The sequence below is a fragment of the Chitinophaga sp. OAE865 genome, from assembly GCF_040546735.1.
GTDB classification, from domain to species: Bacteria; Bacteroidota; Bacteroidia; order Chitinophagales; family Chitinophagaceae; genus Chitinophaga; species Chitinophaga polysaccharea_A.
The window spans coordinates 4,948,281-4,971,083 of the sequence record NZ_JBEPOF010000001.1 but is presented as its reverse complement, the minus strand read 5'-3'; the positions used below and the strand labels follow the sequence as shown (position 1 = coordinate 4,971,083).

Annotated in this window: 25 protein-coding genes; 16 read left to right on the top strand and 9 right to left on the bottom strand. The window is 47.8% G+C overall.

Annotation, left to right across the window (positions count from 1 at the left end):
* Positions 1-1,191: an ankyrin repeat domain-containing protein gene (locus ABIE50_RS20165; RefSeq protein ID WP_209858017.1), complete on the bottom strand. Its 1,191-nt coding sequence runs from the start codon at positions 1,189-1,191 to the stop codon at positions 1-3.
* Positions 1,192-1,568: 377 nt separating this feature from the next.
* Here ABIE50_RS20165 and ABIE50_RS20160 point away from each other — a divergent pair, with 377 nt between their 5' ends.
* The gene (locus ABIE50_RS20160; RefSeq protein ID WP_209858016.1) at positions 1,569-2,339 is read left to right on the top strand and encodes a peptidase associated/transthyretin-like domain-containing protein; all 771 of its coding nucleotides are present in this window, start codon (positions 1,569-1,571) and stop codon (positions 2,337-2,339) included.
* 66 nt (positions 2,340-2,405) lie between these two features.
* Here the strand turns inward: ABIE50_RS20160 and ABIE50_RS20155 are convergent, their stop codons facing one another.
* Positions 2,406-4,691, bottom strand: coding sequence for a glycosyl hydrolase family 95 catalytic domain-containing protein (locus ABIE50_RS20155; protein ID WP_209858015.1), 2,286 nt, complete (start codon positions 4,689-4,691; stop codon positions 2,406-2,408).
* A 317-nt stretch (positions 4,692-5,008) separates the two neighbouring features.
* Here ABIE50_RS20155 and ABIE50_RS20150 point away from each other — a divergent pair, with 317 nt between their 5' ends.
* Positions 5,009-6,130: a peptide-N-glycosidase F-related protein gene (locus ABIE50_RS20150; protein WP_209858014.1), complete on the top strand. Its 1,122-nt coding sequence runs from the start codon at positions 5,009-5,011 to the stop codon at positions 6,128-6,130.
* A gap of 87 nt (positions 6,131-6,217) precedes the next feature.
* Here the strand turns inward: ABIE50_RS20150 and ABIE50_RS20145 are convergent, their stop codons facing one another.
* Positions 6,218-6,643, bottom strand: coding sequence for an acyl-CoA thioesterase (locus tag ABIE50_RS20145; protein ID WP_209858013.1), 426 nt, complete (start codon positions 6,641-6,643; stop codon positions 6,218-6,220).
* Between the two features lie 84 nt (positions 6,644-6,727).
* Between ABIE50_RS20145 and ABIE50_RS20140 the strand changes: the two genes are divergently transcribed.
* Complete coding sequence (locus tag ABIE50_RS20140; RefSeq protein WP_209858012.1) at positions 6,728-7,981, top strand: hypothetical protein; 1,254 nt, start codon at positions 6,728-6,730, stop codon at positions 7,979-7,981.
* A gap of 5 nt (positions 7,982-7,986) precedes the next feature.
* Here ABIE50_RS20140 and ABIE50_RS20135 read toward each other — a convergent pair whose 3' ends face one another.
* From ABIE50_RS20135 to ABIE50_RS20120, 4 genes are read right to left on the bottom strand one after another with little or no spacing between them, the layout of a single operon-like run.
* Positions 7,987-8,922, bottom strand: coding sequence for a hypothetical protein (locus tag ABIE50_RS20135; RefSeq protein WP_209858011.1), 936 nt, complete (start codon positions 8,920-8,922; stop codon positions 7,987-7,989).
* A 36-nt stretch (positions 8,923-8,958) separates the two neighbouring features.
* Positions 8,959-9,480 (bottom strand): SRPBCC family protein, encoded by a 522-nt coding sequence (locus ABIE50_RS20130; RefSeq protein WP_209858010.1) that lies wholly within the window; start codon positions 9,478-9,480, stop codon positions 8,959-8,961.
* 19 nt (positions 9,481-9,499) lie between these two features.
* Positions 9,500-9,967 carry an SRPBCC family protein gene (locus ABIE50_RS20125; RefSeq protein WP_209858346.1) on the bottom strand — a complete coding sequence of 156 codons (468 nt, stop codon included), beginning with the start codon at positions 9,965-9,967 and terminating at the stop codon, positions 9,500-9,502.
* 30 nt (positions 9,968-9,997) lie between these two features.
* On the bottom strand, positions 9,998-10,312 hold the full coding sequence (locus ABIE50_RS20120; protein ID WP_142687288.1) for an ArsR/SmtB family transcription factor: 315 nt from the start codon (positions 10,310-10,312) through the stop codon (positions 9,998-10,000).
* A 266-nt stretch (positions 10,313-10,578) separates the two neighbouring features.
* On the opposite strand from ABIE50_RS20120, the gene ABIE50_RS20115 reads away from it, so the two are divergent.
* On the top strand, positions 10,579-10,788 hold the full coding sequence (locus ABIE50_RS20115; protein WP_209858344.1) for an ORF6N domain-containing protein: 210 nt from the start codon (positions 10,579-10,581) through the stop codon (positions 10,786-10,788).
* A gap of 126 nt (positions 10,789-10,914) precedes the next feature.
* On the opposite strand, the gene ABIE50_RS20110 is transcribed toward ABIE50_RS20115, so the two are convergent.
* Together ABIE50_RS20110 and ABIE50_RS20105 are read right to left on the bottom strand one after the other, a co-directional pair.
* A complete protein-coding gene (locus ABIE50_RS20110) occupies positions 10,915-11,577 on the bottom strand; it encodes a hypothetical protein (RefSeq protein WP_209858009.1) in 663 nt (220 codons plus the stop codon).
* Positions 11,578-11,655: 78 nt separating this feature from the next.
* Complete coding sequence (locus ABIE50_RS20105; RefSeq protein ID WP_209858008.1) at positions 11,656-12,174, bottom strand: class I SAM-dependent methyltransferase; 519 nt, start codon at positions 12,172-12,174, stop codon at positions 11,656-11,658.
* Positions 12,175-12,320: 146 nt separating this feature from the next.
* Here ABIE50_RS20105 and ABIE50_RS20100 point away from each other — a divergent pair, with 146 nt between their 5' ends.
* The 12 genes from ABIE50_RS20100 to ABIE50_RS20045 all read left to right on the top strand — a co-directional run bounded on the left by ABIE50_RS20100 (position 12,321) and on the right by ABIE50_RS20045 (position 22,794).
* On the top strand, positions 12,321-12,920 hold the full coding sequence (locus tag ABIE50_RS20100; protein ID WP_209858007.1) for an FMN-dependent NADH-azoreductase: 600 nt from the start codon (positions 12,321-12,323) through the stop codon (positions 12,918-12,920).
* Between the two features lie 548 nt (positions 12,921-13,468).
* Positions 13,469-14,041 (top strand): Pvc16 family protein, encoded by a 573-nt coding sequence (locus ABIE50_RS20095; protein WP_209858006.1) that lies wholly within the window; start codon positions 13,469-13,471, stop codon positions 14,039-14,041.
* Between the two features lie 7 nt (positions 14,042-14,048).
* Entirely contained in the window at positions 14,049-15,374 is a 1,326-nt protein-coding gene (locus ABIE50_RS20090) for a hypothetical protein (RefSeq protein ID WP_209858005.1), read from the top strand.
* 55 nt (positions 15,375-15,429) lie between these two features.
* The gene (locus ABIE50_RS20085; protein WP_209858004.1) at positions 15,430-16,851 is read left to right on the top strand and encodes a phage tail sheath family protein; all 1,422 of its coding nucleotides are present in this window, start codon (positions 15,430-15,432) and stop codon (positions 16,849-16,851) included.
* A gap of 36 nt (positions 16,852-16,887) precedes the next feature.
* The gene (locus ABIE50_RS20080; RefSeq protein WP_209858003.1) at positions 16,888-17,829 is read left to right on the top strand and encodes a hypothetical protein; all 942 of its coding nucleotides are present in this window, start codon (positions 16,888-16,890) and stop codon (positions 17,827-17,829) included.
* Positions 17,830-17,878: 49 nt separating this feature from the next.
* A complete protein-coding gene (locus ABIE50_RS20075) occupies positions 17,879-18,793 on the top strand; it encodes a hypothetical protein (protein WP_209858002.1) in 915 nt (304 codons plus the stop codon).
* 39 nt (positions 18,794-18,832) lie between these two features.
* Positions 18,833-19,300 (top strand): phage tail protein, encoded by a 468-nt coding sequence (locus ABIE50_RS20070; protein WP_209858001.1) that lies wholly within the window; start codon positions 18,833-18,835, stop codon positions 19,298-19,300.
* 1 nt (position 19,301) lies between these two features.
* Positions 19,302-19,802, top strand: a complete 501-nt coding sequence (locus tag ABIE50_RS20065) for a phage tail protein (protein ID WP_209858000.1) — start codon at positions 19,302-19,304, stop codon at positions 19,800-19,802.
* Positions 19,803-19,805: 3 nt separating this feature from the next.
* Entirely contained in the window at positions 19,806-19,985 is a 180-nt protein-coding gene (locus ABIE50_RS20060; protein ID WP_209857999.1) for a DUF5908 family protein, read from the top strand.
* A complete protein-coding gene (locus ABIE50_RS20055) occupies positions 19,982-20,677 on the top strand; it encodes a CIS tube protein (protein WP_209857998.1) in 696 nt (231 codons plus the stop codon). The genes ABIE50_RS20060 and ABIE50_RS20055 overlap by 4 nt, the downstream gene beginning before the upstream one ends.
* Complete coding sequence (gene vgrG, locus ABIE50_RS20050) at positions 20,674-22,449, top strand: type VI secretion system tip protein VgrG (RefSeq protein WP_209857997.1); 1,776 nt, start codon at positions 20,674-20,676, stop codon at positions 22,447-22,449. The genes ABIE50_RS20055 and vgrG overlap by 4 nt, the downstream gene beginning before the upstream one ends.
* Before the next feature lie 54 nt (positions 22,450-22,503).
* Positions 22,504-22,794 (top strand): PAAR domain-containing protein, encoded by a 291-nt coding sequence (locus tag ABIE50_RS20045; protein WP_209857996.1) that lies wholly within the window; start codon positions 22,504-22,506, stop codon positions 22,792-22,794.
* Positions 22,795-22,803: the final 9 nt, after the last annotated feature.

The following is a 22,803-nucleotide window of genomic DNA, read 5'->3' as shown; positions in this document are numbered from 1 at the left end:
CTACGCTTTATGTTTTAACAGTAACTCTACAGTTTTTGATTTGAGGTTATCAGTGCTGGCAAGGTCAATGGGCCGCTGATCCAGATCGTTGGTGATATTTACATCTGCGCCCTGTTCTATCAGCAGTTTAACCTTGCGGTAAAGCTGCCGCGCCGCTTCCTGTTCATAGTTAACGTTGTACGCGCATACTTTATGCAGCAGGGTATTGCCTTCATTATCGCGGCGGTCTATCTCTATTACGCCGGTTTCCAGTACCCCCTGTAACATCTCCGCAGGCTGCTCGGCTAACCAGTCGATGGCCGCTTTGTCTTTGGCATAATAAGGAGAGGTCTGGTAAATATCGGCCCCGTCGCGGATCAATGCCTTTATAAGCGCTACGTCCGCTGTGGAGGCGCTGCGGCGCATGCGCATGGCGCCGCAAAAAACAGTTTCGCCGTTTTTGTTGGCAATGTCGAAATCAACAGGCGCATGAGCTGCCAGTTTTTCATACCGCTCCACATTGCATACGTGGTGCACAATAGCTACGTAAAAAGGGGTTTCGCCGTCTTTCCCCGGCTGGTTTAAGTCCGCACCATGCTGCAGCAGCAGGTCAATATATTTCTGTTTATTGGTGGCAATGGCAAGATGCAGCGGGGTTTCTTTCACAATATTACCGGCATTGGGGTCCAGTCCTTCCCCGATCAGGTATTCCAGGTAAACAACACCCGTGTCTTCCTTGATCGCATATTCCTGGATGATCTTGTACAGGTAATTTTCTTCGTAGTTCGTTTTATAGTTCACATCGCAACCTGCGTCCACCAGTATTTTAATATGCTCAATGGGAGCGGAGTTATTAAAGGCAATATTCAGCAATGTTCTATCCTGAACGGCATCGTTGATATTATCCAGTTTCCCCGCAAATCCGGTCAGGAAATCCAGGTCCGCCGGCTCAGTGCCCAGGTACCTGAACAGGCTTGGGAAGATGGTATTGTCGAATTTTTCGTATTCGTAAATATCTGTTTCTATGAAACCATCTTTTACCAGGGCATTTATCAGCTCAAATGCTTTGGCCCTGATCAGCGTATCATAAATTTGACTTTTTTCGTAAGACTGAAGATCTTTTGGTACTTTTTCACCCTGATCCATTAATTCTTTTGCTGCCGGAAGGTTGCCTCTTTTCAGCGCGTCGGTTAGTGGGTTTGCTCCGTACATAAGCCTGGTTTATAAATTTTTTGGGTCCGTTGGGCCAATTTTCCTGCCAAATATACGATAGGATGATTAACAGCAAAATCTTCTTTATAATTTAAATGTTGCAGCCGCAGATTAATAAAAAACAGGAACTTCATCATGATAAGCCGGTGACAGAGGTGATACCAACGGTGACGGATATACTTTTTTCATTTTATCTCCGGGTGATCCGTCGGTGTTTTTTTATTATCTGCCATTTAATTATTATAGATGATCGGTGAAACATGCCTGTAACGGGGGGCTTGGGAACAATCCGGCACGGGTATTTTAAAACATAGAAAATTGTTAATATTTAAGTTATGCTTGCTTATGTTTTCATCCTGTCTTAGATTGAGATGGAAATGAGCAAATTTTTACAAAGGATATTTATATTGATAGTATTGATCTCGCTACGCCTGGTATCCACCGGGCAGGTGCGGGTTCATGGCACGGTATACGACCGCACGGCCCGTTTCGGGATGGCGGGGGTAAGCGTGAAGAGCAATTCCGGCGCCGGCGCCGTTACCGATTCTGCCGGCAAATACAGTATTATATTACCTCTTTCCGATTCTATCAGTTTTTCCTACCAGGGTAAAGCCACCCAGAAATTTGCTGTAAAGGAGATCAATACTAACCGCACTTTCGATATGAGCCTGCATGTGGATATTCATTCCTTAAAGCAGGTGGAAGTAACTGCTACGCTTCCGCGCAGCTATTCTGAGGATTCCGCAGCGTTCCGCAATGAGTATCGCAAGGTGTTTGATTATTCGCCGGACTATCTTACCAGCGGAGGCAATGGCATGGGTGCAGGAGTTAACCTGGATGCGCTTTTCAGCCTGAAGAAGATCAAGCGGATGGAGAACTTCCGCCGTTTCCTGGAAAGGGAAGAGCAGGAGAAATACATTGATCACCGCTTTAACAGGATGCTGGTACAAAAGATCACGGGGCTGCAGCCACCTGCGCTGGACGCTTTTATGAAGCAGTACCGGCCCAGTTACGGACTGTTGCTGAGCTTTGAAACCGACTATCTCTATTATAAATATATCAAAGACTGCGGTAAATATTTTTTAGAGAGATGGGAACTGGAACATCCCGTTAAGAATGGGCGCCGGGATAATATCCTTTTCCAGTAAAGTTTGCCGGGACAGATATATTATCTGCCCCGGCTGTCGTTTTATACAATAACCGTTCCCGGCATTTTACTCATATCCGTTTTTCAGCACCAGCACCGCCCCGGGACCAGCGCTGAGTGAAAGGAATCCATCTTCCGTATTGTGTATTTCAAATCCTTTATTGCTGGCGGCAAAGAAAGTTTTAAACGGCAGCTTTAAGCGGGTTTTTCCACCTTTCTCCGCCACTATTTTTACTTCATCCACCTGGTTGCCTTCTTTCCTGGCGCTTACCAGGAAAGCGCCTTCTGCGCGCAGTTTTTCAAATGATACATTATTCCAGGCGGCAGGTATGGCCGGCATGATCTCGATAAAGCCCGCATAGCTTTGCAGCAGCATTTCCTGTAATCCGGCAGCAAAGGCAAAGTTGCCCTCCAGTGTGAAAGGCCGGTACTGGAATTTCGACAGGCCGGATTTAGTTTGATCGCCGTTCAGGTGAAAACTGTTCACAGAACAGAATGCGCGGGCAAATATCTGCAGGTCTTTTGCTGCGCCATCACCGTTTTTCGCCCTTGCTTTGAGATTGGCCATCCAGGCATAGGAGTAGCCGCACCAGTAATCAGGTCCTATGCTGTCGGTCAGGTGTATGGTGTTGCTGATAATGGCTTGTGCCCGGGGGCCGTCTTCCCATTTGATAAGCCCCAGCGGGTGAATGGCCATCATGTGCGAAAAGTGGCGGTGCGACTGGTTATAGGCCATACTCGGAGCAAACATCAGCTCGTTTCGGGGAGAGAGCGAAAAGTCATCGAATTCTGCCAGTATCTTTTGCCAGTGGGCCGATTCTTTGCTTAAACCTAATTCAGCGGCCAGTTCCGCGGCTTTGCTGAAAGTGAACTTCATCAGGGCGAGGTCGTAGTTGGTGTTTTGGGGGAACCACGCCTCCAGGCGGTTATCATTTATTTCAGGGCTGGAGCTGATGGGCAGTTTACGGTGGCCACCGGCATCTTTTACGGTAACGCTTTCCAGGAAGGAGGCTGCGCCTTTTATCCAGGGGTAGGCCTTTTCTTTCAGGAATTGCCTGTCCATGCTATAACGCCATTGCAGGTAATAGTGCTGGGCCAGCCATGACGATACCGTAGGGGAAAGTGAGTACTGGATCCATCCGCCCATCTCTGTGCCATCGAGGGTAGTAACGCCTGGCACGGCAATGCCTCCTGCGCCGAAATACATTTTCGTATAGCGTTGGTAGTTAGCTTTGTTGGCTTCAAGGTGATTGATATAGCCCATGGCTTCGTCGAGATGATTGCCGCTGTAAGAGGGCCAGTAACTGAGCTGGGTGTTAAGATCATGGTGGTAGTCGCCTTTCCAGGGCGCAATGCGGCCGTTATCGGCCGTCCATACCGCCTGCAATGAAATGGGGGGTGCATTTTTCCTGGCGGCAGCGCCAAACTTATATTGCTCAAGGTACCATTGCTTTTCGATCAGCGTATCCGGAACATGTATGGCCGATTGGGCCCAGAACTTTTGCCACCAGCTGCTGTGCGCCAGCAGCTCCCGGTTAAAATCGCTGGCAGCAGCATTGGCGGTTACTTTTGCAGCAGGCTCGTTCACTGGCTTGCCGGGATACTGGGAGGAAATACTCCATACGCCTTCTACAGTGGTTTTATTTATCTTCTTCCAGCGCACATTGATCTCATAGGTAAATCCGCCCCATCCTTCCTGGCGGTAAGTAATGCTGTTGCCGTTCTGCACAATGCTGCCCTGTTTGTAGCCCAGCCGGGATAGGTCGTCCCCGCCCACAGGATCGCCGGAGTTTTTTACAGTGCCCTGGTATTGCGGCGCCAACAGCTGCGGCACAAAATGATCGTCCACGTTTTCAAAACGGAACCAGCCTGCGGGCTTTACAGCATCTACAAAGGTTTTGAGACGGGTGCCACCGGCCCAGGTAACCTCACATAAGGCGTTGGAAAGGGTAAGATGAACCGATTGTACGGCGCCCCAGTTCCTGGTATCAAATTCCAGCGCGCCGCCGGGAATCTTTGATGGCGCTGCTTCCCGGTCGTAGGGAGCATCAAAATATTCCTGTACAGGCTTGTAATCTTTTTTATGCACCTGGTCTATCACCCATTGATAACTGAACTCTTTACGGTGCAATCCCTTCATCGGCCGCATGTCCCAGAGGTCGGCCCTGTCCAGCGAAATTCTCAGGTGATCTTCTTTCTGCCATACAAGCGCGCCAAGTAAACCATTGCCAAGTGGAATGGCCTCATCCCAGCGGGTAGCCAGGTGGTTGAATTGCAGGTCGTGTTGATACGATTGCCCGGTGCTGTTCAATGCCAGCAGGGAAAGCGACAGTGCCGCAATAAGTTTGTTCATCTGTTCTGTTTAGTAATGAATATAGCAGTAACAATTTACCTTAAAAAGCTAACACTTTATAGCATGTTGAGAAACCCCAACTATGCTTTTAAGGCAGATCATAATTATTTCCTGAAAACGTAATGCAATTTTCGCAACTCCTGTTGTTTTTTTCTCCCGGTTCAATATTGCAGTCACCCCATCCGGATAATGACTGTTTACATTTAAACCAACTGGTACAAGACAGGAACAGATCAACCATGTGCGAGCACTAACGATACCACAGCCGGCAGTAATAAATGGACCTAACCGCTTTTTTAATCCTAAATATAATTCTCATGAAGAAAATCTTTCTTTTAACACTATTGACCATAGGTGTATTCATATACGCCTGTAAGCGCAGCGAAGTGCCGCTGAAAACCCTTACGCCGGATCATCCCGCTGTTAAACCACCTACCGGCCAGAAAACGATCGATGTATTCAAGGATCTTAAAACAGTAACCATGTATACCCAGGGGTTGGGCGCAGCAGACCAGATGACTGGCTCCAAACCGGTAACTGATCCTGAAACTTATTTTAAAACGCCTGCCGGCATAACAAGGGTATCTAACACAGAATATGAAAAGAGATATGCTCCCGGAGACCTCAGCAAACAGATCGCTCCCACCTCGAAAATTACCCTGCGTATCACCATTTCAGCAGTAGGTGATTATTTTGACCGCAACTTTAATGTTTACCTGGCGTCCTCAAATGAAGAAAGTGCTAATGAGCTGGACTATTACAAAGCAAATAAAATATCTGTTTATAACGGGATAACCCCTTTCTACGGACAGTTTTATACGGAAGATAAAAGAACAGAAACCTATGAGGTAGACATCAGCTACCTGTCTCACCTGTTTAGCTCCGGTAAGCAGATCTGGCTGGGTATAGACGGCGCTGGCTGGTATGTACATGAAACCTACAAGCCTCAGCACCTGAACCCTGATGGTACAGACCCCGACAAGAACATTGGTTTCCTGGTGAATATGCAGTTGATTGTTGATAACGATGCGAAACAGGATAATCCCTTCTGGCAGCCGGTAATATCACAGGGTGTGATCAGTAATACGTCCATGCCAAAGAATACACTGGATACCACTTTTGAGTTGGAGGAAGATGCAAAGAACGTAAGGCTGCAGCTTACTACTACCGGCCATGGTGCAGCATGGCCCAACGGAGAAGAGTACACCTACCGGCAGCACTATGTATACCTCGACGGCAATAAAATAAAAGATTTCAGCCCGCAGATCCATGGGTGCTATATGGGAGAAAACCGTACCTGGTGCCCGGGGACCAATGATCAGATTTATACAATAGAACTGGGCGACCTTAAAAAAGGCCAGCACGAATTAAGGATAGAAATACCCGATCTCAGCGCCAACGGGGAATATCGTTTAAAAGGATACCTTCTTTATAACTAGGGCAACGAAGTATATTGAATAAAAAAGTGCTGGATCTTCATATAGTTAAAATTGCATGAAGACCCGGCACTTTTTATTTTATTTAGTTTATGCATCTGCACTATCAAGCACCGGTGCACCGGCCACTTTCTCCACAACGGCTGGCGGTAAATAAGGACGGCCACCGGTAGCAGGCACGCAGGTGCCGGTGAACACCGCTTTCGTCATTACTTTTCCGTTCAGTATAATAGATTGTTTGAAATGCAACCGTGGCCCGCCAGACGGGTCTGCAAAAAGGTTACAGGTAACGGTAAAGCGGTCTCCTTTTTTCAGGGATCTTAAAAACTGGATCTTATAACCCGATAACACCATGTAAGCACCATTCCTGGCCTGCTCTTCAAAATCAAATCCCAGTACTTCCCTGATAAAATCGTGACGGCAATACTCCATATAGAACGGGTAATACAGGCCGTCCATAATATCCTGTGCATCGATATGTTCTTCTTTTGCGACGTATTCCTTTGTGTATTCCATTATCTCTTTAAATTTAATTATTTCGGATCGCTGTTGCCCGCCCAAAATAGTATTAAATTGTGAATCATAAATGAATACAGCATCTTGAAATTGAAATTCCTGATAATAATTGGATTGTTAACCGCTATCACCAGCACAGCCCGTGCACAGGCCGATAAATGGACCGGTATATGGAAAGCATCCCTTCGCCCATGGGGAGTGGGAACGCCCATCAATATGCAGCTTCATATTGGCGAAGCCCGGCAGGGCGTGTTATATCCTGCGGTGATCACACTGGAGTACGGGAGGTTTACCGGCATTTATGAACTGCTGCTGGCAAAGAAAAACGATAAGCAGCTGGGTATAGGGCGTAATAAGTTTCCGTTGAAGGAAACACCTTTTAAGCTCGGTATCTGGATGTGGTATCTTAATGGCACCATGGATTACAACCATGATACGATTGCCCTGAGCCGCATGTGGATCAATAAAGCCAGCTTCTGGATGCGCGGGCTGGATGAAGGCGATGAAATTTATGAACAATCGAAAGTAGCGTTGCGCAACTTTTTGTACAACGGGAATTTCAAACTAACGAAAAGCGGGAACAAGCCTTTGCCGGATTCAAGTATAGAAAGGATCATGCACCCTGAAACCAGCCAGATCTATTTTGGTATTTATGACAGCATTGTATCAAAAGACAGCGAAATTCCACTGGAGATCGACGACCAGGAGAAGTATGATGAAGATACCATCACCCTTCTGCACAACGGGAATACCATTTTTGCAAGAGAGCAGATCAACGACCATAACAGGCGACTGAAAGCCAGGCTGGATACCGGCCGGAATTACTTTGTACTGTTTGCAGATAACTATGGCGGTCTTCCTCCCAATACAGGCCGTATCCGTACTACCATTAACGGCCGGCCCTATGGCTTCGATTTCAGCGACCGCTCCAATGCCTGGGCCACTTTCCTGGTAGCGAACATTTACCGCGGTAATGTAACAGATACCATTACCAGTAACGTGATCAAAAGAACAGCGGTGCCCGTGGCCACCATACCGGTGCGCACGGCAGATATTATACTGGAGCTGAAAGATACCCGCATCCAGGACGGCGATAGTATTTCCCTTCGCCTGAACGGGCAGTGGGTTGTTACCGGTTTCCCTGTAAAAAAAGCGGTGCAGCAGATTGCCATCAAATTACAACCGGGTGAAAATATATTATTGTTTACCGCCGATAACCTGGGCTCCATTCCACCCAACACCGCGGAGCTGCGGATCAGGTTTGGAAAAGAATCAAAAACGCTGAACCTGAGCACCGATATGAAAAGGAACAACGAGATCCGGCTGGTGCTGGAATAAATGAACTACGCATTAAAAAGTTTCATCAGCAGGCTAAAACCAATGCCTGAAATAAAGCACCGTTCCTTGTTGTTGCCAAGTAGTTGCTGTGTCCAGTCAACCAGCCCGCCATCGGCAATTTCTATTTCATGTTCGCCCGCCTGTACTACCGCTTTGAACTGTATGCCTTTGTAGTAGTTGTTTTCCGCCGGCGTTTCATCAGCAATAATTTTATACGGGAGATGAGCAGAAAGATAATCCATTAATGACTGCATTAATGCGCGGCCGTTGGAATAACCGTTGCGGGGTTGTATTTTAAAGTAAATAATTTTTATGCCGAAGAGCGTATGCAGCAGCGTGTAAATGTGCTGCAACTGTTCTGTGCAGGTGCTCAGCTCAAATTCAAAATTGCCTGTATCCCTTCCTGCTGCGGCCATACAGGCAATTTTGAAATGCGGCGTATAGCCTTTGCCGGGAGGAAGCTGCATAGCCCTGACATGGCGGTGAACCGTGCAGTAGCGTAATCGTTCTCCTGCGCCTATGCCTTGCTGTTTCATATCAGCGATATGAAGTGCCAGTGAATTGGTGGCATCCGCCAGCACTTCTGTATGCCGTACCGCAGTGATTATTTTCTTCTGGTTAACAGTGCCCACTGCCGCGCAACTGCCAAACTGCGCTACAGGTGATAGTTCTACCGGCTCATACTGCTGCTGTCTTAAGAACCGGAGCAGCTGTAATTCCTTTTCCAGCATTTCAACCATATCGGTATCTGCCGGCTGTACGTAAATATTCTGCCGGTATTGTTGCAGCAGGGCAGCTGCGTGCAGGTCTTCCGATTTCTGCTGGTACACTTCCAGCAGCAGCGATGATAATTCAGAACTGCTAAGTTGTTTGCGCAGCACTTCCACCAAATCCGGGATGCCTGTTTTCCTGGCTGTTTTTTTTGAAATGAAGTCCTCCATATATGACAACAGGTATTGATTGAATAACAATCAAATCTACGCCATATCTGCATATAATGCCGCCAATCTGGTGTGGGTGCTCCAGAAAGGAGGAGGGGTAACGCCTTCGAGATTGGCGATTAAAATGTCAAGATGTGTATGCCAGCCACCGCCCACGCTGCTGCGGGTTTTTGTATCATCGGCCAGTTTGCGGTGAGTGAGGGTGAGTAATACCCTGTCTTCTTTCTCCGTTAATTCCATAGTCACTTCCGATCCTCCTTCCCAGGTAAACGCCAGCAGGCGGGGAGGGTCTACTTTCAGGATAGTACCGGTGAAATGATGGCCATCTTTCATGTCGCGGTATTTCTCCGGGATATTATCAGGAAGGGGACTGAGTTGCTGGTGCATAAAATGCAAATGAACCTTGCCTCCTTCAAAGAGCTCCATATCGCCGCTCGCCAGCCATTTGCCGCGTTTTTCGGACTCTGTAAGATAGGCCCATACTCTGTCAATAGGGCCTGGCAGATTGCGTTCAAAACGAATGGTGCCGGGGGAGAGGATCTGTCCTGTTTTTTCCATGTTTTTTGGTTTTAAATATTTAGTGGGAAGCCACGCCTTTTGGAAATTTATCTGCAATGAGGTTCAGGTCGATATTGTGTTCCAGGTAGGCTTTCAGGCCATCAAGAACAGTGGTGAACCCGCCGGTATTGTTATTGATTTCACGCAACAGCTCATCGCCGGTTTTGTCGAAGCCATAGTTGTTAATTACCACATAAGTGGAATTGTCATCTACCGCCTGGAAATTGAAATCGATCGTAGTGGCAGGATCTCCCCAGGTAACGGTTATCTTTTTGTCCGGCACGATTTCCTTTACATTTACTTTTGCAAAAGCCTGGTACATTTCCCATTCCCAGGTAACTGTTTTTCCAACAGCCAGTTTATCGCTGCCTTTGGTAAACCAGAAGTGCCGGGTGATTTCAGGATCAATAAAAGCATTAAATACAGTTGCAACCGGTTTGCGTATCAGCATTTGGGCATTTACCCAGGGTGTTTCATTGCTTGCCATCATATAAAATTTTATAGTTAATAAACAACGTTATTCTTCTTCGTTCAATAGTTGTTCCAATGTATCCAGGCGGTCTGTCCAGAAACGGCGGTACTGTTCCGCCCATTGCGCTACCTCTTCCAACGCTTTGAAACTTGCCGTGCAATGCCGTTCCCGGCCTTGTTTTACGATGATCACCAGCCCGCATTCGGTAAGGATACGCATATGCTTTGATATGGCCGGCTGGCTCATACTAAAGTTTTCCGCCACCGTGTTGAGGGTAAGGGTCTGCTGCGCCAGCAAGCCAATAATGGCGCGCCTGGTAGGGTCCGCGATCGCCTGGAACACATCTCTTCTTGCTTTCATTCTGCTATAATTGTAATACTGAACCATTTGGTTTAGTAAAAGTATGTATAACCGTTTGGTTTAGCAAATATTTTTTTTGGGGAGGGAGGGAAGAGTAGGACAATAACTTGATACCTGGTGAGATATTATGCTGCTGTTTGAAATGAGTATTTTTCCCGGGAATAATGGTGTATAAGTTTGCCGATGTATCGGGAAGGAAATGGCTGTGGACTACTGAATGAAGTGCAAATGCAGTATGATCTTAGACATAAAGTATTTGACGGTGAATTATATTTTTAATTGATAACCTTTTATGTAAAATAGAAAAATCAAACCAATCACTGGTTGTTCCGGAGGAAAAAATCATAAAACGAATAGTAATACTAAAAGATGAGAACGTTATACCGGGCCTGCATCTTGCAGAGCTATACGGTGTAGGAACGAGAGCCTTAAAACAGGCAGTAAGGCGTAATGTGGAACACTTCCCTGAAGAATAAGAACCTTTATATCATTACGCAAATTATCGGTTAATTATAACGAGGTAATGAAGGTATTAGAAGAAATGCGGGAGCAGTATGATAAAACCACTCCCTCACTCCCCCTCAATTTAATTGTGTTTATTATTATTGGATGAATCCTAATGTACGCCCGGATGCTGCCCGCTCCCCGGTTTTCTCCGCTGCCTTCTCTGAAATATGATCCTCGTCAAACGCTATCCGCCCCAAACCTTCGTTAATAAATACGCCGGTTCCGCCCTTGCTGTTATCAACATTAATAATCCCAACCCGCACATTTTTCAGGTTGGCTCCTTCTTTGGTACCGGTAAAGATCAGCGCAAATATAGCAGAGTGTGTACCATTTACTGATTTCACTTTACCATATACGGTGAAGTTATTGCCTGAGCCGGAAATAGCAGTGGCAATGCTGGTATCGGCATAGCTCACAAAATTTTTTCCGGTAAGCTTTATGCTGAAATCACTGGCGCTCTGCGCTGAAAAAGTAACGGTAGCATTACTGAAGTAAGTTCCGGGTACATCATTCGGAACATTACTGGTATCCAGTTTATTGGGCGCTATGCTGTAAGTTCCTTCTACATTGGGAGGAGTTACCCCCTGGTGAACATCCAGTCCAAGTATCTTTAAAGTGTCCAGGTATTTCTGCGGAATAATGTCCGCTATTTTCTTTGTAAGGATCTCCTCGTTGCTGGGGCCTTTGGCTTTATCGTCTTTACTACAGGCAAACAAAACAATGGAAATGAGAAAGCTGATAGGTAGTATATGTTTCATAATTAAGATGATGGTTCCAGCTGCAAAAGTATTACACCCGCCGGTAGGTTAAAATACCTGTTTCCAGGTATTTTAATTTTATAGTAATAATGGCTTTGCTATAATACAGAACGCGGCAGAAGCACTGAACTTTCCAAACAACGTATCACTTACCCGGAAACCATTTTCTTCCAGCCTGGCCTTTATCGCTTTGCATAATTTCATATCTGTTCCCCCGGGCGTTTGATAGAACACGAATAGCTCTCCTTTAGATCTCAGGCAACGGCTGATCAGTGCTAATTCTTTCGCAGGCTGCTTCCAGAAAAAGTTCACATTAAAAGCAAATACTTTGTCGAATTTGTTCTCCGGCAAAACAGCATCGGCAAAACCAATTGCCTCAAACGATGCCCTTTGCAACAGAACATATCTTTTATTACGTTGTATGGCCATCCTGATCATGGAGGCCGACTGGTCAATGCACATTATGCTTCCGGTACTTAACTTACCGGCTATTAACTCCGCCAGCAGGCCGGCGCCACATCTGATTTCCAGTAGTACAGATGCGGGTTTGGGCGCAATGATATCAGCTGCCCAGGTAAACCGTTCATTTATTTCCATCTCTTTTTTTTTGAAGATGCGGATGTGAATTTACTGATAAATATGACTGCAGCTAACCCTAAGGTTAGTGGTAACCTTTAGCATAGTCCGGTTAAAGCAAATGGAAAGATGGATAGTTTTGCATCATCATCTGCAAAAAATAGATCATGAAGAAAATACTGGAAATTATTTCAAGCGCAAGAGGTGCCGCATCTAACAGCACACAACTGGCTCATACGATTACTGAAAAATTAAAAGCACAATACCCTGGAAGCACAGTAACACAACGTAACCTGGTGCATAAAAAATATCCACACCTGGAAGAGTCGCATCTTACAGCTTTCTTTACCCCTCCGGAAAGCGAAACCGAAGCTTACAGGGCAGCGGTGCAACATTCCGATGAAGCCATCCGGGAAGTGGAAGAGGCCGACATCCTCGTGATCGGCGTACCCGTTTATAACTTTGGTATTCCCTCTGCACTGAAAGCATGGATAGATCATCTGGTGCGGGCAGGCAAAACGTTCAGTTATGGAGCCGATGGCCCTAAAGGATTATTAAAAGATAAAAAAGTATACCTGGCCATTGCCTCCGGTGGCGTTTTTTCTGAAGGCCCGCTGAAATCAATCGACTTTACAGAACCTCATCTCAAAACGGTTTTCGGATTTATCGGCCTGCAGGATGTTACAACGTTCCGGGTAGAAGGAGTAAGTAATCCGGAGCTGCGGGAAACCGCATTGCAGAAAGGTTTGGAAAGTGTAATGGTCTGACACATATAAACCAGAATAGCCGGCAGTTATTCCCATCTGCCGGCTATTTTATTTAAACAGGAATATCTTGCATCACAATCTTCCTCAAAACAATAATCGACTTCCATTCGTTCATCTACAAATACTGGAAAATTTTAAGAGAAGAATTTGTATGATATGAAAATTACGTATTTCTACGTATGCAATGGTAGGTAGGAATCATAACTTAACTGAATCACGACTGCAGGAAGATGTTATGAAATTATTACTGGTGGCTGTTTTCTTCATAAAGGTAAATTTGGTTTACCAGCGCCGCGCAAACGTATTTCCCGCAATATATGGTGTAGAAAAAAATAGTTTTGGAAGATGAAGTGAAAATGCTTGATGGTACTGCGTTCCCGGTGTCTGTTCCTGTGAAATACAGTTGTGTGAAAATTACATCTTAAAAAAATATTTATTTCCGAATTAAAAAATGTTCTTTACCTTAGTTTCCAAGAACGTTTTGAAAGACCGGAAGAGACAGGTAATTGAACCCCAAAATTTACTGAACCCCAAACCCCTCGTCATTCGTGATAAGTAATGCGCTTACATTGATACGTGATCATTTGCAGGCATTCTTTGCGCTCAGAGGATTTCCTGCCAATAGTGTGATCGTTGAAAACATTGGTTTGCTTGAAACAACGCATGCCAATAATTTCAATGGCAACGTTATCATTTCCCTCGTAAATGTAGAAGAAGAGAGCACGCTGAAAAACAGCAAGGCGTACACCACGTGGCCGGATAACCGCGCCAGGTACCAGCATCCGCCAGTATATCTCAATCTCTATGTATTGTTTACCGCCGTGCTTTTCGGCGATGCTACACACGACTACTACGAAGAAGCATTGCACCGGCTCTCGGCAGTGATCAGCTTTTTCCAGGCGCAGAAAACTTTCAGGAATGCAGACGGATCCCTGGACCTAACCCTGGAACTGTATACGCTTACATTTGAACAGATTAACCACCTGTGGGCATCACTCGGCGGACGACAGGTTCCCTTCGTGATGTACAAGGTGCGGCTCGTCGCTATCACAGAAAATGCTGTACTCAGAGTAGTACCGCTGATAGAGGAAATTGAAGACACACAACACCCTACTGCTTAAAGTTTTTATGTCTGTTATTTACAAGATATTGTTTGAAGTGCAGTTGCTGCACGAATATTATCTGCAAAATACTAAAGGGATCTCCTTTTTTGAGCAGACTACCGATCAGCAACGTGCCGATTTCCTGATGGAAAAGCTGCGGCAGGACCAGTACCGGTTGCTGCGCGACTGGGACATTCAACCCCTTCCGGCTACCGCCGTGCTGATGAAGAATTATCATCTCCGCCTGCTGCCCACTGCTACCGGTTTCAAAGGAGCTATTGAGGTAAAGAAAGTAATGCAGGGCGGTACAACAGCTTACACCCCCTTTGTACCGGTCCCACCGGATGCCGCCTTCCGCTTTGCCATTGTGCCCCGCAATGCAGATGCACTGGCCTTCACCAGCATAAGGATGCGCCGTACATTGCCCGCGCAGTACTATTTTTCCAATGACAATACCGCCAACACAAAAGTATTTCCATCACTTTCTGTGCCGGTGCCGGCAAATGACAATACGCGGCAATACGAACAGGGAGAGCTTTCCAAAGTAGGCGCCGATGTATCTGAATATCTCAACAAACCAGGCACCCCGCCCAACGATCCTTCGCAATGGCGCAAGATAAAGGGCAGCGGGTTTGTGCATGAAGGCGACCGCTTACTGCTGCCTTTCACCTTCCAGTATTTCTTCCCGCCTTATGCACAGGTAAGTAACGGAACCGCCACACTGGAAAGCATTGCAGGCAATACATCCCTGCAGCGCACATTCACAGCTCAGGGTACGCAGGTAAGACTGGATTTCTCCGGCCCGCTGCCAGACAACTCCCTGCTGGCCGACGGCTGGTATAACCTGAAAGTGACCGGCGATAATAACTTTGCCGCGCAACACCTGCTGTATGCCAGTCGCACGGAAATGTACAAACCCGGCAACATCGGCGTTATAGAGCTCCGCGCCAATACCACCGGCGATGCATTCGCCATGCTCGATTCCGATGGCACCCTCAAAACCAAACTGCAACCCGACGGTACAAAAATTCCGCATACCATTTACGAACTGCGCTTCAGGAGCAGAAACTCCTACTGGCGCTACTCACCCCAACACGGGCAAACGCTGGTGTTCAGTAACCACGCCAACAACCTGCTTACGGTAGCAGATCCCAACGGCGCACGCACTACCAAAGAGCCATGGCCGTTCTCTTTTAACAACCGGCTGTTCCCCGTTACGGAAAACAATATCACTAACTACGAACAGCTGCTGCCAAACCCGAGGGGGCTTTCCCTCACCAGCGATGCGGATCAGCGCCTGTACGCCGACGTGGTGGTGCTGCTCTCAAAAATATTTCCGCAAGGTCCTTAAGCCCGGTATATGATCTACTCAAACAACAATTAAAAACAGTTAAAACCCCAAACATATGGCTGAATATAAAACTCCCGGCGTCTACATCGAGGAGATCGTAAAATTTCCCCCCTCCATAGCCTCTGTTGAAACAGCTATCCCGGCTTTCATAGGCTACACGGAATTTGCCCAGAACAAAGTACCAGGCGACCTGGTGATGGTGCCCACACGTATCACTTCCATGCTCGATTACAACCGCATTTTCGGCGGTTCGCAGCCGGAAGAGGAAAGCATTACGGTGAACATCGACAGCTCCCAGCCACAGGCGGTCATTAAGGCGGTGATTGATCCGCTGAAGGCATCCAAATACCTCATGGCTTATCAGCTGCAGATGTTCTTTAACAACGGGGGCGGCCCATGCTATATCGTGTCTGTAGGCGATTACAGCACCGGCGGCGTCATCTCGTTATCCTCGCTCACCGACGGCCTGAACGCCGTGGAAAAGATCGATGAAGTAACCCTGATCCTTTTCCCCGATGCTATTAACCTCACGGATGCAGCCTCTTACTATACCCTGCATAAATCGGCGCTTGATCAGTGTAGTTTGCTGAAAGACCGCTTCACCGTTTTTGATATCTGGATGGATCCTGCCATAGGCCCTGCGGAAAGCATCATTGATCATAATGTTACCCTGTTCAGGGATGCAGGTTTTGGTGAGATAGAAACCAAAAAATATGGAGCTGTTTATTTCCCGAGAGTGAACACACAGCTGGCCTATACCTACAACGAAGCCACTGTACAGGTGGTGCAAACCGGCGGCGATGGATCGCTGAATGGTACGCTGGCAGCATTAAAAGGCATCAATAACGCATTCTATTACCAGGCATTGAATGCCATTACGCAGATAAGGATGCTGCTGCCTTCTTCCGCAGCGGTAGTAGGCAAATACGCCGAAACAGACAACAGCCGCGGCGTATGGAAAGCGCCTGCCAATATCGGCATTGATTACGCAGTAAGCCCTGAAGTGATTGTGACCAAACGGGAACAGGACGATCTTAACGTGGATGTACGCGATGGTAAATCCGTAAACGTGATCCGGTTCTTCCCCGGCAGAGGCCCGGCCATCATCTGGGGCGCACGTACACTGGCAGGCAACGACAACGAATGGCGCTATATCTCCGTTCGCCGCTTCTTCAACATGGTAGAAGAATCTGTTAAGAATGCCACCCAGCAGTTTGTGTTTGAGCCTAACGACCGCAATACCTGGGTACGCGTGAAATCAATGATAGAAAACTACCTCACCCAGCAATGGAAAGCCGGCGCACTCATGGGCACCACCACAAGGGAAGCCTATTTCGTAAAGGTTGGTCTTGGCGAAACCATGACGGAGCTGGATGTATGGGAAGGACGCATGATCGTGGAAATAGGCATGGCAGTGGTACGCCCTGCTGAATTCATCATCCTGCGCTTCAGCCACAAAATGCTGCAGGAATCTTAATCCTTTTACATTCAGACCAAATAAACTGAATACTGTATGAACACAATGAACCCCACCCAATCTTCAGCCAGCAACGGCTGCGGTGATTCTACCAATAAAACCCAGCAATACATCGATAACAACAAACGCGGGATCTGCAGCGCCTTCACAGATTCGCTGAACGTATTGCGTATGCGGGAAGGAGAGTACAAAGGCTATAAACCGGTGTACAAATACAAACAATGCTTCTTTATCAAGGCAGAAGAAACCTGGCGCTTTTATCGCTCCATCGATCTGTGCGCTACTTTGCCCGCACAAAAAGATGCCGAGCTGATAAAAGATAAGCTTGCCAAAGCCAGCGAGGTGAACAAAGCCATAGCAGCGGCGCTTGCCATTGTTGCCAAAAATATCCAGGACGCAAAACAAAAATTCGCTCTGCTGAGCGAAGCAGCCCACAAGCTGAACAACAAAGCGGAAGATAACTGCAACAAAGCACAACGCGCAGCCCTGGGCAAACTGAAAGCCGGCAGCAAGGATTTCAAAACCTGCTTCGATAATATCGTAGACGGCTCCCAGGAAATGTACGCCTCTGAAGGCGGTTGCGGCGATGGCGAAACGGTAAGCATCAATAAACTGCACTGCGCCATAGGAGATGTTTCCGGCATACAGTCGTTCACCAGCCTGGATAACGTGATTGCCCTGCATAAGGACCTTGCAGACGCCATTAAAGCATTCCGCGACGATGTGCTCCAGAATATCAAAACAGGAGAGGAGGATCAGAAGAAAACCTACGGCGAACTGGGTGATGCAAAGATCCAGAAAGTGACCATCCGCGAAACGCTCTGGTCGGCCAGAACACAAACACAGGGAATTGAAGATACCCGGGAATTCCTCTGCACCTTACCCTGCGGCGATCTTCCTACTATCAAATCCATCTGCGAACAGGCACAGGGAAACTATTGCAACAGCAACGGTAACGGCGGCCACTGCGATGATTGATATCCTGTCGTCAGTAAATAAATATTCCTGATCTCAAAAAATATTCACCATGAATTGCAATAAAGTATATGAACCTTTTGTAGAAAGCGACGACTCCTGCTGCGCTACCATACCCGGTGGCAATGAAACGGAGTGCGGTTGTGTGGACGACTGGAAAAAAGAACTGAAAGCCAAAGGCAGCCTGTACCAGCAGAAGGCCGCGGAAGCTGCGAAGAAAAAAGAAGAGCTGGCCCGTGCGCTCGACTGGCGAAATAAAGTAAAGCTATACTTCGATAACGTACAGAAAAGCGCGGAAAAAGCAGATGCCATCACCAGCAAAGTAAAAGTAGTGCTGGACATCCTGGAGAAACTCTGCAAAAGCACCGGCTATTCTGTAAAGGCGATCGAAGTCTTCTTTTGCATGACCAAGGAGCTATATACAAAAGTGGATGAAGTAGCCGCCTGCTACAATAATATCACCAAGGCTATCGACTGCTCTAACGACCAGGTACTGAAGAAAGGCGGTATCACAGACGCCTGGGTGGATTATGGCAAAAAACTCCAGGACGTGATCGCCATCGGCAACGATATTTTCAATAACATCGTGATTGCCCTGAAAGCCGCTACCATACTGGATGAAACTATCTGCGAGAAAGACTACGGCATCAAGGCCGCTATCGCTGGCATCGGCTGCATCTTCAATCCCACCGGCAACGGTAATACAGCCAATGGCGGTATTAAATCCGGTGAAGACGACAACATGGAAATATGCTGTACCGATAAACTGGTATGCCCCGTATTCCCGCTTAAAAATGATCATTACTATACGCTTACTGAAAAACACCTCAGTAATGCAGATACCCGGCTGGCAGCCATCAAACCGGAATACGATAAAGTAAGCCAGGAAGCCAACCGCCTGCAGGCATGTACAGACAGTCTTACCAAAGCCATTAAACAGGCCCAGGACGCTAAAGCATGCAAATAACAGCTATCAGATTTTTATCATCTTTTTAAACTTAAAGATATGCCCGCAAAAGGAACATACCCGTTACCAAAATTTCATTTCCTGGTGGAATGGGGGAAAGACGTAAGACTGGGATTCACAGAAGTTTCCGGCCTCGACTTTGAAACAGAAGTGATCGAATACCGGGAAGGTAACAGCAAGAAATATAATAAAAGCAAACAGCCAGGCCTCACCAAATATGCCAACATCACACTGAAACGCGGCACGTTTGAAGGAGACTACGATTTCTACAAAGCCTGGCGCGAAACATATTACTTCCAGGAAGGTAACAAAGCCGGCAGCAAATACCGCCGCGATGTAACCATCAAACTGCTCAATGAAAGCCATGAGCCGGTGATCACCTGGAAAGTACTGAACGCATGGCCTTCCAAAATAACTTCCACTGATCTGAAAGCAGATGCCAATGAAGTGGCCATTGAAACAATGGAACTGGTGCACGAAGGGCTGGAGATCATGAACGTTGATTAATATGGCACAACCGGTAATAAAACCCGATAACTTCTGGCAGGCGGTAGGCTTCCACTTCTCTGTCACTTTTTTTGGATTGCCCAAAAACAGTGGCGGCAAAGATTCCGGCTCCGAACTTGATATCCGCTTTCAGAGCGTTACAGGCCTGGAAGCTACCATTGGTACGGAACAGCTGAAAGAAGGAGGCGAAAACAGGTTTGAGCACAACATCCCTGTGCGGCGTACCTATTCGCCGCTGATCCTGAAAAGAGGATTGCTCCGCCCGGACGACTCTTCACTGTCGGCCTGGTGTCGCCGCGCACTGGAAGACCAGCAGATCAAACCCCTGAATCTGGTGAAAGTATCGCTGCTGGATGAAGACCACAACATCCTCATGTACTGGAACCTCGCCTGGGTATGGCCACGCAGCTGGAAACTGGCGGAGTTGCACGCAGAACGTAGCGAAGTACTGATAGAAACATTGGAACTGAACTACAACCGGTTTGAATTTAAAAACAGCTGAGTTATGCCCATAGAGATCCGTGAACTGATCATCAAAGCCGAAGTGGCGCCGGAAAACGCTCCCGGCGGCACTGCAGGCGGCAATTCAACAGCCGCCGGTAACAACGGCCAGGCAACAGAAGCCATGATCGCATTGTGCGTGGAAAAAGTATTACAGGCACTGAAAGAAAAAAATGAAAGATGACAGACGCAAAAGTGGAAAAGATCTACATCCTCACGTATGCCGACAGGCTGCAGCAGCAACTGGATGATAAGCATAAATTTACCATCCCGGTAAATGCGGAAACTTATACCCGGTCGTTGAAAGTAGACTACGACATACGCCGTGAACCAGGCAGCCAGAAAACAGAAGCGCGTTTTATTTCAACCATCCCGGAAGAACTGAAGCTCGATTTTGTACTCGATGGCACCAATACCATAGAAGGATACGGCTACCCCGGCATGGATGTGCAGGCACAGGTAAAACTGTTGCTGGATACCGTTTACTATATGGATGGTGAAACACATCGCCCGCGTTTCCTGAAAGTATTCTGGGGTAAACAGGTCGCCTTTCCATGCGTAATGTCTAACCTGGACCTGAACTATGTACTGTTCAATGCGGATGGAAGCCCGCTCCGGGTAAAGGTGAGCGCTACCTTTCTCAACTACCGCGCAAGGGAAGCCAATGAAAGGGAACAAAGCAAAGCCTCGCCGGACCTTACCCATCACCGCGTGTTTAAGCAGGGCGACCGGCTCGATCTTTTTAGTTTTAAGATCTACCAGGACCCCAGGTACATGTTGCAGGTAGCCCGGCAAAATAACCTCACCTCTTTCAAAAGAGTACCGGTTGGTAAAGAGATCTATTTCCCTCCATTCGATAAAAGCGAAGTATCATGAACGAAACAGGAATACCCAATACTTCTGCACATGATGTAGCGAGTTACAACATCCTGTTGAACGGTACTCAACCGCTGAACCCCGTGTACGAGGTGCTGTCGCTCACACTTACACAGGTAGTGAATAAGATCCCGCTGGCAAAGATCGTGCTGCGCGACGGCGCGGCCGCCGACCAGGATTTTGCCATCAGCAATACCAACGACCTGCTGCCAGGCACCAGGCTCACTATCAAAGTAGGACGCGACGGCTCCAACAAAGTGTTATTCAAAGGCGTCATTGTACACCAGGGTATCAAGTTCCGCCAGGACGGCAACCCGGTGCTTACGGTAGAATGCCGCGATGAAACCGTGAAAATGGCCATAGGCAGGCATAGCCGCTACTATGAAAAGGTGAAGGACAGTGAAGTGATAGAACAGCTCATAAGAGGCTACAGCGACCTAAGCGCTGATGTGGAAGCCACCACTGTGCAGCACAAAGAACTGGTGCAACACCACAGTACCGACTGGGACTTCCTCCTGCTCCGCGCGGAAGCCAATGGTAAACTGGTGATCGCCGACCAGGGAAAGGTAAAGGTGAAGAAACCCAATACTACCGCATCAGCAGTATTACAGCTTACCTACGGTACCTCGCTCATGGAACTGGAAGCAGAAATGGATGCCCGCTATCAATGGAGCTCCGTACATGCCAGCGCATGGGACTATACCGGGCAACAGCTTTATGAAGCAGAAACGTCATCTGCCGATTATACGGAACAGGGTAATGTTTCCGGTAATACCCTGGCAGGTGTGATCGGGCTGCCACATTATGAACTGGCCCACAGCGGCCGCCGCGCAGCGGAAGAACTGCAGCAGCTCACCAATGCCGCTATGCTTAAAAGCAGGCTGGCTAAGATCCGCGGCAGGGCGAAGTTCCTCGGCTTCTCCGGCGTGACCCCCGGCGATATGGTAACGCTCCAGGGCATCGGCAACCGCTACAACGGCAACGCTTTTGTAACCGGCGTGCGGCATGAAATAGCACATGGTACCTGGGATACACATATACAGTTCGGCCTGGAGCCCGACTGGCTCGCGGAAGCCTATAAAGATATCTCAGATCTTCCGGCGGCAGGATTGCTGCCTGCTATCCACGGCCTCCAGATCGGTAAGGTGGTGCAGCTGCAGAATGATCCTGATGGAGAGCACCGCATCCTGGTAAAGATACCGGTGATCGATAACGCCGCCCGCGGCATCTGGGTAAGAGTAGCCAGCCTGGATGCAGGCAATAACCGCGGCGCTTTCTTCCGCCCTGAAATTGATGATGAAGTGATCGTAGGTTTTATCAATGACGATCCACGCGACGCTATTGTGCTGGGAATGCTTAACAGCAGCGCGAAACCGGCCCCGATCACCGCGCAGGACGCCAACGATGAAAAAGGATTTGTGACAAGAAGCGGTATGCGCATTCACTTCAACGACAATACGAAAACAATTACAATAGATACCCCCGCAGGAAACAGTATCACGATAGACGAAGCCAGTACCAGTATCAAACTGAAAGACCAGAACAGCAATACCGTTACCATGGATACCTCCGGCATAAAGCTGGAAAGCCCTATGAACGTGGAACTGAAAGCTGGTGTAAACCTGGTGCTGTCGGCCGGCGCAGCGCTTTCCATTGGAGGCGCCAGCATATCCGCGGCCGCGGATGGCGCAGTGGAGCTGAAAGGCGCTATCGCGAAATTATCTTCACAGGGTATCACAGAAGTAACAGGTTCATTGGTAAAAATAAACTAACCGGCAAAACCCCAAAAAGAACAACGATTGCCGGTCACTTAAATTGTTAATCTCATGCCTCCAGCAGCACGCATCAGCGACTTTCACACCTGTCCCCTGTTTTCAGGGCCGGTACCGCACGTAGGCGGGCCGGTAGTAGGACCGGGCGTACCAACGGTGATGATTGCCGGTATCCCGGCAGCAGTAACCGGCGATATCTGCACCTGCGTAGGTCCGCCGGATACGATCGTGAAAGGATCTGCCACCGTAATGATAGGAGGGCGGCCCGCCGCAAGGATGGGCGACCTTACCGCACACGGCGGCGTAATCGTGATGGGAGCACCTACAGTAATTATTGGCGGATAAAACAACATA

Bases quoted from the DNA above. Each gene is read 5' to 3' on its own strand.
- ABIE50_RS20165 (WP_209858017.1), bottom strand. From the start codon at position 1,191: ATGTACGGAGCAAACCCACTAACCGACGCGCTGAAAAGAGGCAACCTT.
- ABIE50_RS20160 (WP_209858016.1), top strand. From the start codon at position 1,569: ATGAGCAAATTTTTACAAAGGATATTTATATTGATAGTATTGATCTCG.
- ABIE50_RS20155 (WP_209858015.1), bottom strand. From the start codon at position 4,691: ATGAACAAACTTATTGCGGCACTGTCGCTTTCCCTGCTGGCATTGAAC.
- ABIE50_RS20150 (WP_209858014.1), top strand. From the start codon at position 5,009: ATGAAGAAAATCTTTCTTTTAACACTATTGACCATAGGTGTATTCATA.
- ABIE50_RS20145 (WP_209858013.1), bottom strand. From the start codon at position 6,643: ATGGAATACACAAAGGAATACGTCGCAAAAGAAGAACATATCGATGCA.
- ABIE50_RS20135 (WP_209858011.1), bottom strand. From the start codon at position 8,922: ATGGAGGACTTCATTTCAAAAAAAACAGCCAGGAAAACAGGCATCCCG.
- ABIE50_RS20130 (WP_209858010.1), bottom strand. From the start codon at position 9,480: ATGGAAAAAACAGGACAGATCCTCTCCCCCGGCACCATTCGTTTTGAA.
- ABIE50_RS20125 (WP_209858346.1), bottom strand. From the start codon at position 9,967: ATGGCAAGCAATGAAACACCCTGGGTAAATGCCCAAATGCTGATACGC.
- ABIE50_RS20120 (WP_142687288.1), bottom strand. From the start codon at position 10,312: ATGAAAGCAAGAAGAGATGTGTTCCAGGCGATCGCGGACCCTACCAGG.
- ABIE50_RS20110 (WP_209858009.1), bottom strand. From the start codon at position 11,577: ATGAAACATATACTACCTATCAGCTTTCTCATTTCCATTGTTTTGTTT.
- ABIE50_RS20105 (WP_209858008.1), bottom strand. From the start codon at position 12,174: ATGGAAATAAATGAACGGTTTACCTGGGCAGCTGATATCATTGCGCCC.
- ABIE50_RS20100 (WP_209858007.1), top strand. From the start codon at position 12,321: ATGAAGAAAATACTGGAAATTATTTCAAGCGCAAGAGGTGCCGCATCT.
- ABIE50_RS20090 (WP_209858005.1), top strand. From the start codon at position 14,049: ATGTCTGTTATTTACAAGATATTGTTTGAAGTGCAGTTGCTGCACGAA.
- ABIE50_RS20085 (WP_209858004.1), top strand. From the start codon at position 15,430: ATGGCTGAATATAAAACTCCCGGCGTCTACATCGAGGAGATCGTAAAA.
- ABIE50_RS20080 (WP_209858003.1), top strand. From the start codon at position 16,888: ATGAACACAATGAACCCCACCCAATCTTCAGCCAGCAACGGCTGCGGT.
- ABIE50_RS20075 (WP_209858002.1), top strand. From the start codon at position 17,879: ATGAATTGCAATAAAGTATATGAACCTTTTGTAGAAAGCGACGACTCC.
- ABIE50_RS20070 (WP_209858001.1), top strand. From the start codon at position 18,833: ATGCCCGCAAAAGGAACATACCCGTTACCAAAATTTCATTTCCTGGTG.
- ABIE50_RS20065 (WP_209858000.1), top strand. From the start codon at position 19,302: ATGGCACAACCGGTAATAAAACCCGATAACTTCTGGCAGGCGGTAGGC.
- ABIE50_RS20060 (WP_209857999.1), top strand. From the start codon at position 19,806: ATGCCCATAGAGATCCGTGAACTGATCATCAAAGCCGAAGTGGCGCCG.
- ABIE50_RS20055 (WP_209857998.1), top strand. From the start codon at position 19,982: ATGACAGACGCAAAAGTGGAAAAGATCTACATCCTCACGTATGCCGAC.
- vgrG (WP_209857997.1), top strand. From the start codon at position 20,674: ATGAACGAAACAGGAATACCCAATACTTCTGCACATGATGTAGCGAGT.
- ABIE50_RS20045 (WP_209857996.1), top strand. From the start codon at position 22,504: ATGCCTCCAGCAGCACGCATCAGCGACTTTCACACCTGTCCCCTGTTT.